General features: G+C 37.8%; 8 protein-coding genes and 1 pseudogene. 6 read left to right on the top strand and 3 right to left on the bottom strand.

Annotated features, from left to right (window positions below):
- Positions 1-375 precede the first annotated feature (375 nt).
- Positions 376-1,254, bottom strand: a complete 879-nt coding sequence (locus J416_RS09450) for a nucleotidyltransferase-like protein (protein ID WP_003469491.1) — start codon at positions 1,252-1,254, stop codon at positions 376-378.
- A gap of 237 nt (positions 1,255-1,491) precedes the next feature.
- Here J416_RS09450 and J416_RS09445 point away from each other — a divergent pair, with 237 nt between their 5' ends.
- Positions 1,492-1,860, top strand: a complete 369-nt coding sequence (locus J416_RS09445) for a YgzB family protein (protein WP_003469490.1) — start codon at positions 1,492-1,494, stop codon at positions 1,858-1,860.
- Positions 1,861-1,905: 45 nt separating this feature from the next.
- Here the strand turns inward: J416_RS09445 and perR are convergent, their stop codons facing one another.
- Both perR and bcp read right to left on the bottom strand, forming a co-directional pair.
- Entirely contained in the window at positions 1,906-2,355 is a 450-nt protein-coding gene (perR, locus tag J416_RS09440; RefSeq protein WP_003469489.1) for a peroxide-responsive transcriptional repressor PerR, read from the bottom strand.
- Between the two features lie 186 nt (positions 2,356-2,541).
- A complete protein-coding gene (gene bcp / locus J416_RS09435) occupies positions 2,542-3,009 on the bottom strand; it encodes a thioredoxin-dependent thiol peroxidase (RefSeq protein WP_003469488.1) in 468 nt (155 codons plus the stop codon).
- Between the two features lie 149 nt (positions 3,010-3,158).
- Here bcp and J416_RS09430 point away from each other — a divergent pair.
- The 5 genes and pseudogenes from J416_RS09430 (at position 3,159) to J416_RS09410 (ending at position 8,994) form a co-directional block, all read left to right on the top strand.
- Positions 3,159-3,847 (top strand): annotated as a pseudogene (locus J416_RS09430) (response regulator transcription factor).
- A complete protein-coding gene (locus J416_RS09425; protein WP_040513309.1) occupies positions 3,847-4,848 on the top strand; it encodes a sensor histidine kinase in 1,002 nt (333 codons plus the stop codon). Before J416_RS09430 ends, J416_RS09425 begins: the two are co-directional and overlap by 1 nt.
- 114 nt (positions 4,849-4,962) lie before the next feature.
- Positions 4,963-5,739 (top strand): ABC transporter ATP-binding protein, encoded by a 777-nt coding sequence (locus J416_RS09420; RefSeq protein ID WP_003469473.1) that lies wholly within the window; start codon positions 4,963-4,965, stop codon positions 5,737-5,739.
- Entirely contained in the window at positions 5,714-7,624 is a 1,911-nt protein-coding gene (locus J416_RS09415; protein ID WP_003469470.1) for an FtsX-like permease family protein, read from the top strand. The genes J416_RS09420 and J416_RS09415 overlap by 26 nt, the downstream gene beginning before the upstream one ends.
- A 74-nt stretch (positions 7,625-7,698) precedes the next feature.
- Positions 7,699-8,994 carry a glutamate-1-semialdehyde 2,1-aminomutase gene (locus tag J416_RS09410; protein WP_003469468.1) on the top strand — a complete coding sequence of 432 codons (1,296 nt, stop codon included), beginning with the start codon at positions 7,699-7,701 and terminating at the stop codon, positions 8,992-8,994.
- Positions 8,995-9,100 lie beyond the last annotated feature (106 nt).

Here is a 9,100-nt window from a genome sequence, read left to right as displayed (position 1 = left end):
TTCAGTTTTCAAAGATCAATGTTTTGCCGTCTCAATGCGACAGCTTTTATATAGTAACATTTGATAAGTTCGCTGTCAACAACACCAAAATATTTTTTGTTGAACAATTCATAAGGTAAATATTCTTACTTACCTTTTAACTGATGAAACAAGGAAATCAACCCTCTTCCATCTAAAGCCCATTTGTTTTTATGAGGTATCTGTCTTTCAGCGACGATTAATAATATAACATGGTAGAAAATATAGTGTCAATTGTTTTTTCAATTTCTATAGGCACATCTTTATACTATGTATTGTACCCGTATTTGTGCGATATATCTTAAAAAAAATAAAGTAGCAGAAGTTCATTTACTTCCCCTACTCTGATGCATCGATTTATGATGCGGATTCACTGATTTTATATTTCCGATGACGTATGCCTTCACTTTTCGTTGGCTCCAATACAACTTCAATTATATTTTTCGACACGAGATACTCCACCATACTAACGAGATCATACATGTACGGCGCCACTTGAGGATGGGTTTTTAATTCACCGAATCCCCACGGTTCTTCTTTCTCCTGCATAACCTCTAATAAATGCGGGGCACAGACATCAATTCGCTGATTCAAGGAAACATCAATAGCAAGCAACATTAACTCTACACGTTTCTTCGTATCTTCTGTACTACGGATTAACTCTTCATATAGCTTGTAGACTTCTGGCTCTATCCGTTTCACTTGATTCCATACTAACACTTCTGGATGATGTCCCTTTTCAATAATAGCAATCCGTCCTAAATAATGTAATGAACGCAACAGACGACTATAAGCATCTAAGTAGTTTCCCGAATCATATAAGTTTTTTGCTTCACTATAACTTCTCGTAATTTTGGAAAACTCAATCGCAAGACGTAATGAACGCTTCTCATATGGAAAGATTCGTAACGTTTCTTTTAAATTCGCTACATATTCATTTCTGTCATAAAGTATTCTTCCATTAATAATCCATTCGACTGCTCTTCGATAAGCACTTGTATCCATCCACTCATTTAATAACTCCTGATCGATCACGTGTAAAGCAGCTGATTGATCACCAAATTCATAATGTTTCACCAACCAATCCTTATCTGCATCCTTTACAATCACTAACAGAATGGAATCAAAGTCATCTGTTTCTGGACTAACAGCTTCTTGTTTTTCCATAATTAATATACCTAACGTGTTGGGTTTACTGGCCCTTTCTTGGTATATCGGCCGTAAAATATCCTCCAATCTCATCCCCTCTTTCTCATACCAATCTTATAATTATTTCGATATCAAATGAATAATCCCTTTTTTTATTGCGAAAAAATTTATTTTTTTCTACAATTTATTACTTTTTACCCAAAATTCCGCGTTCCGCACGCGTGATTTTGTCGAAGTCTTCATCCCTCATACATACATTGAAATTGGTACGAGATAATGGATATGGTATAATGTAGAGGATACGTTATCTTGGAGGCAGGACATATGGCAGACTTAACATACAAAAGTAAGATCAATCATATTCGCACATTTGCCCTTAGCTTGATTTTCATCGGTATGGGGATTATGTATGTCGGCTTACTAGTGAAAAATGTAGAATGGTTAATGCTTATTTTCATGATTATTGGAATGCTAGCGATCGTATTTAGTACCGTTGTGTATTTTTGGATCGGGATGTTATCAACGAAAGCTGTTCCGATTATTTGCCCAACATGTGAGAAACAAACAAAGATGCTTGGGCGCGTCGATGCTTGTATGCATTGCAAGCAACCATTAACATTGGACAAGGATCTAGAGGGAAAAGAATTCGACGAAAAATATAACTCAAAGAAACAAAATGATCATGGCAAATAACATTAAAAAAACACACGTGCAAATTGCATCGTGTGTTTTCTTCGTTTATACGATTTGGTTTTTTTCTTGTTTGCATTCTTGACACTCGCCATAAACTTCCATACGGTGATGGCTTACATCAAATCCTGTAATTTGCTCTGCTAATGATTCAACTTCATCAAGGCTTGGATAGTGGAAGTCGACGATTTTTCCGCAACTTTCACATATAATATGATAATGTTTCTCCGTATTGCAGTCAAAGCGACTCGAAGAATCACCATATGTCAACTCACGAACTAATCCAATTTCACGAAATACACGCAAGTTATTATAAACCGTTGCAACACTCATATTCGGGAATTTTCCCTCTAACGCTTTATAGATATCATCAGCAGTTGGATGTGTATCAGCATTTAATAAAAACTCCAACACCGCATGACGCTGTGGTGTAATTCGTACGCCAGACGATTTCAACTTATCAATTGCTTCTTGAAGCATTTGCTCTGACACCGCCATGCACCTCACTTTCTACAAAAAATTAGAAAAATGATTTCCATACGCAAACGAATGAAATATCATTATTAAATTATAATTCTTACAATTAGTGTACTCCTACAAATGATCCTCTGTCAATATAAGTATATGGAAAATGAGAATCAATATGTTTTTCATAAGAAAAGCGTAAGCAAAATAGCTTACACTTTACATTTCTTCTCTTATATAATTAAGCGCTTCTTCCACGTGACCGTTGACTTGAACTTGGCGGAATTCTTTTTGCAATACGCCTTCTTTATCAATGATAAAAGTAGAGCGCACAATGCCCATTGATTCTTTTCCTGCTTTTTTCTTTAATTGCCATACACCAAACTGTTCAGCCACTTCTTTGTCTTCATCGACAAGCAATTCAAATGGTAAATCGTGTTTCTCAGCAAAGCTCTTATGGCTTTCCTCCGAATCTGGACTGACACCTAAAATCACCGCATCTAATTCTTTGAAGCTTTCATGGTTATCACGGAAGTCACATGCTTCAGTCGTGCAACCTGGTGTATCATCTTTTGGATAAAAATAAAGTACAACATTTTGTCCACGATAGTCTGAAAGGCTAACTGCTTGTCCTTCGTTATTTTTTAAAGTAAAATCTTTTACTTCTTGTCCGACTTCTATGCTCACAAAGATCCCTCCATTTCATTGTCTTACTTATAAGGGTACTGGATATCACGACAAGACTCAAATAATTCACATTCATTGCATTTGATAACAATCATATTTTCTTTTTCCAATTTTTCGTTTACGATAGACGTATAGAGGTGAGGATTCCTATGCAAATTTATATTGTAGAAGACGACGATAAGATCGGATCCATTTTGCAAGATTTTTTAAAAAAGTACAATTATGATGTCGCGATTGCCAACGATTTCGATGCCGTACAACAAGAATTTGAAGACATACAGCCAGAACTCGTCCTATTAGACATTAATTTACCCCGTTTTGATGGGTTCTACTGGTGTCGGAAAATCCGCTCTGTTAGCACATGCCCCATTATTTTCATTTCAGCAAGGGATAGCGGAATGGATCAAGTCATGGCAATTGAAAATGGGGCTGACGATTATATAACAAAACCATTTCAATTAGAGGTTGTATTAGCAAAAATCAAAAGCCTATTTCGCCGTGTCTATGGTGAGTACCGCACGAGTCAGCCAAGTGAATGGATTGATATTGAAGGCCTCATACTAAACAAAGCCTCATTTACATTATCCTATCAAGACAAGTATGAATGGTTGACCAAAAAAGAATGCCTCCTAGCTCAAGCCCTACTCGAGTACCCGAACCAAGTCATATCTAGAGAGTATTTATTAGAAAAATTATGGGATGAGCAAGATTTCGTCGATGATAACACCTTAAGTGTAAATATCACGCGACTGCGAAAAAAATTCTCGAGCCTAGCATTAATGATGCCATTCTTACCTTACGTGGTGCTGGTTATAAACTGGAAAAGGTGTGGGAATGATGATCGCATTTTTACGAGATCAATTAAGCTGGATTCTGTTTTTCTACTTACAAATGGTATTACTAATGATTGTTGTCCATTTAGCGACTTCATTACATGGTTCAGTCATTCCTATCGGTACACTGATTTATATTTTCATCCTTGCCACAGGGTGTTTACTCATTTTTCTTCTCTTTCGCTATGTTAGATTTCGAGAAATTTATCAGTTCAGCTCGAAACAAACCGATGAAAAAGGATGGATGCCTTCTAGCCCTAACCAGCTCACGAAACAAATCGCTAGCCATTATGAGGCGCAATATCAAGAATTTCGTCAACAGTTTGATCAATTACAAATCGAAAAGAAACAAGAAAGCTTATTTACGCAACAGTGGATTCATCAAATGAAGACTCCTGTTTCAGTCATCCAACTGTTATTGGAAAAAGAACAAGAGCAAATCCCTTTTTCGATTCGTCAAAACCTTGATGAAGAGTTGGACAGGATCAGACACGGACTTCAATTGGCTTTATATCAATCGCGGCTGCAACAATTTGAACGTGATTTTCATGTCGATCAGCTATATATAAAGCAATTAGTGACAACAGTGATTCATGATTACAAGTCAAGCTTTATTCGACATCGGACATATCCAAAGATAGATATCGATAGCGATCTCATGATTTACTCCGATCAGAAGTGGTTAGGTTTTGTCATTGAACAGATCACGAGCAATGCGATTAAATATTCGAATGGAGACAATCGTAATATTCTGTTTTATACGACGCGTGCTGATAAAGCCATTTACTTACATATTCAAGATGAGGGAATTGGAATTCCATCGCAAGATATCCGACGTGTTTTTGACCCTTTTTTCACTGGCGAGAACGGGCGCACATATAGAGAATCAACGGGAATGGGACTACACTTAGCTAAACTGATTTGCCTAGCACTTGATCACGAACTGTCTATCTCATCAGTTGAAGGAAAAGGGACTACAATTACACTTCGTTTTGATCAAGGATGACGGAAATCTTACACTTTTGTAAGATTTCTTTTTTATATTGAAAGAATATTCAATAGGTATACGAACCATTCCTTTATATAATAGTTAGTAAGCTCAATCGAAAGGAGATAAGTTATGGCAATTGTAGAAGCAAAAAGTATTTCAAAAATATATGGTGGCAAGAAAGGAATCGAACATAAAGCAATCGATCATTTATCCATGAATATTGAAGCAGGAGAATTTGTCGGTGTGATGGGCCCATCTGGTAGTGGAAAAACAACTTTACTTAACCTATTATCAACCATTGATCGACTTTCTGCTGGATTTTTAACGATTAATGGCTCAGATATAACCAAACTGTCAAAAGAAAAGTTAGCTACATTCCGTAGAAAAGAAATGGGATTTATTTTTCAAGATTTCAATTTACTAGATACACTCACTATTGCCGAAAACATTATGCTTCCGCTCACGTTAGACGGGAGAAAAGTAAAAGAAATGGAAACAAAACTTGCACACATTTCAAATACGTTAGGCATTGATGGCATATTGCGAAATCGAACATATGAAGTCTCAGGCGGTCAATTGCAACGAGCTGCTATTGCGCGGGCGATGATTCACGAACCTTCCATTATTTTTGCTGATGAGCCAACCGGTAACCTTGATTCAAAGTCTTCTAAGCAAGTGATGGAAGCACTGACTGGACTTAATACAGAACAGCATGCAACGACATTGATGGTGACACACGATCCATTTGCCGCTAGTTTCTGTGAACGCATTTTATTTATTAAAGACGGAAAAATCTTTAATGAATTGCACAAAGGTGATCAGCGACAAAACTTCTTCCAAGATATTCTCAATGTCCAGTCCATGCTAGGAGGCGATACCGATGACCTTCAAACAATTCGCCTTTAATAATGTAAAACGAAATGCCCGGCAATACATGAGTTACTTTTTTAGTTGCATGTTTTCCGTTAGCGTCTTTTTCATTTATGCTGTCATTATGTTTCACCCTGAAATCGACGGGCATGAATTTCGGCAAACGGTGCAACGAGGAATTGCAGCTGTTGAGATCATTATTTTCAGCTTTTCTTTCTTATTCGTCATGTATTCGACCGGTGCATTTATTAAATCGCGCAAAAAAGAATACGGCCTATTAATGACGTTAGGGATTAGTAAAGGACAGTTGAATCGATTACTCATATTAGAAAACACGATTATCGGTTGTGTGTCTATTGTTGCTGGTTTATTAATCGGGACATTGTTTGCTAATGTATTTATTATGGGATTTTCAAACATGATTGATATCGACGGGTCGCTCGGTTTTGCCATTGCACCGAAAGCCGTTCTATTAACCGTAGTCAGCTATTTTGTCATGTTTGAATTAAATACACTGGCGATCACTTGGACGATGCGAACGAATGCTGTGGTTGACTTATTCCGCGGGGCAAAGGCTGCTAAACGTGTGCCGAAGTTCTCTTGGATATTAAGTATCATTGGCTTAGGACTCGTAATTACAGCTTATTCGCTTGCTTGGACAGCTGATTTACTTTCGATATTTCCACGAATGTTTCCTATTTTGTTATTGATCATTCCAGGTACGTATTTGTTATTTACGCAAAGCAGTGTCGCATTGATCAACTTACTGAGAAGAAATAAGTCCATCTATTTTCGTCAAACAAATTTACTTACCATTTCTGATCTGTATTACAAGTTAAAAGATCATTCTCGTTTGTTATTTTTCGTAACCATTTTAAGTGCCGTGGCATTTACAGCTTCAGGGGTATTGTTCGGCGCTTATCAAAGTGCGAAAACTGAAGCAGAAGCTCTCGTAGCACAAGATGTGAGTCTGTTAAGTAAAGGTGAAGAACACATTGCAAACATGGATGACGAAGTAAGTACATTTAAACAACAATTGGAGCAAAAAGGGATAGACTATCAATCATTAGCGATGGAAAGAACCCAAGCAAAAATTCATCATATGGATCAAGACATCTGGGTCGATTTACTTTCAGTTTCAAACTATAAACAGTTACAAAAATTAAATGGGAATACTGTCGATATTGACGTGAGTAACGATGAAATGGTTGTTATGCTCCCGCGGTATCTAACACCCGGTGAAGAGGAATTTGCAAATGAGTTGACCGTTACTTCTGAAAATGTCGAAGAAACGTTCACCGTCCAAACGATGGATACGATTGTCAATCAAAATACACATAACCGCTACACGATTGTCGTATCAGACGAAATGTATCAACACTATGCAAGTGTACAAGAACCAAACGAGCAGTATCGTTACGTTGCTTTCTCTATTCATAATTGGTCGAGTCATGCAGAAGCAATTTACGACAGCACCCACATGATAGATCGTGAGATTGTAACAGGCATTGACACGCAAGCTCAAATTTATCTGACCTTAAAAAATTCATTAAGCTTTGCTTTGTTCTTTGGATTATTTATTAGTGTTCTATTTTTCTTAGCAGCTGGTTCGATTCTTTATTTCAAGATGTATCAGGATTTAGATAATGATGTCAGTCGTTATCGATCATTGTATCGAATCGGTTTAACAGTGAAAGAAATGAAGAAAATTGCAACAAAACAAGTGGCCTATCTATTCTTTATTCCATTTTCGGTAGCTGTGATTCACGCTAGCTTTGCGTTTAAAGCATTGCAAAATATGCTCACATCGTCTGTTTTCATGCCAAGCCTATTGCTCATCAGTTGCTATTTGGCGATTTATGCCATTTATTTCTTCTTCATTCGCGGATTGTATATTCGCAAGCTAAAAGAAGTCATGTGAGCTAAAGGCTTTTCCCTCCAATATAAGAAAGTGCTATACTATATATGGTACTTTCTATTATTGGAGGTTTTATGTTGGATATTACACAATCGAAAGCTTTACATAAAGAAGCAGAAGAACACATTGTTGGAGGGGTCAACTCACCATCTCGTGCCTATAAAGGTGTCGGTGGTGGCACGCCGGTATATATGGATAAAGGCAAGGGGGCGCACTTTTGGGATGTTGACGGAAACCAATATATTGACTATTTAGGTGCATTTGGCCCCATCATCACTGGGCATGCCCATCCGCACATTACAAAAGCGATTCAACAAGCAGCAGAAAATGGAGTGCTATACGGTACACCAACAAAGCTAGAAAACATTTTTGCCGAAAAGTTAAAAGAAGTCATTCCTTCGATGGATAAAGTCCGCTTCGTCAATTCAGGTACTGAAGCGGTGATGACCACCGTACGTGTCGCTCGTGCGTATACGAATCGAGAGAAAGTGATTAAATTCGCTGGTTGCTATCATGGGCATTTTGATTCTGTATTAGTCGAAGCTGGTTCAGGACCTTCTACTTTAGGTAATCCTGATTCCGCTGGCGTAACAAAAGCGACCGCTCAAGAAGTGATTACCGTTCCATTCAATGACATCGAAGCTTTTAAAGAAGCTTTATCTCATTGGGGCACGGAAATTGCCGCTGTTTTAGTGGAACCGATTGTCGGCAACTTTGGTATTGTTGAACCAAAGCCTGGATTTTTAGAACAAGTGAATCAACTCACTCACGAACACGGAGCACTAGTCATTTACGATGAGGTGATCACTGGCTTTCGTTTCACGTATGGATCAGCCCAACAATTAGTAGGTGTTGAACCCGATATGACAGCTCTAGGTAAAATCATTGGTGGTGGCTTACCGATCGGTGCATATGGCGGTAAGAAAGAAATTATGGAACAAGTCGCACCACTTGGCCCTGCCTACCAAGCAGGCACAATGTCTGGCAACCCTGCATCAATGTCTGCGGGAATTGCTTGTCTTGAAGTACTCGAACAACACGGAATCTACGAAGAATTAGACCGCTTAGGAGCCAAGTTAGAACAGGGATTATTGAAAGCGGCCGAAAAACATGATGTGCAAATAACGATTAACCGATTAAAAGGTGCACTGACTGTTTATTTTACTGATCAGAACATCACTAGCTATGCTGAGGCAGAGGCAACTAATGGTGAACAATTTGCAGAATTTTTCCATTTGATGATAAGTCAAGGGATAAACCTTGCACCTTCCAAATATGAAGCGTGGTTCTTAACAACCGCACATACTGATAATGATATTGAAAAAACCATTGAAGCTAGTGATTATGCCTTTTCTCAAATGACGAAGACATAAACACTTTATCCCTCAAGATGAGGCTGGGACAAAAGAGTAATTAGAAAGGAAAAATCCGAACATTAAAGTTTAAGTTTACATACCGCTTAGGCAAAATACGGAGACT

Source organism: Gracilibacillus halophilus YIM-C55.5 (assembly GCF_000359605.1).
Classification (GTDB): domain Bacteria; phylum Bacillota; class Bacilli; order Bacillales; family Amphibacillaceae; genus Gracilibacillus; species Gracilibacillus halophilus.
This window is presented reverse-complemented; position numbering and strand designations above follow the sequence as displayed.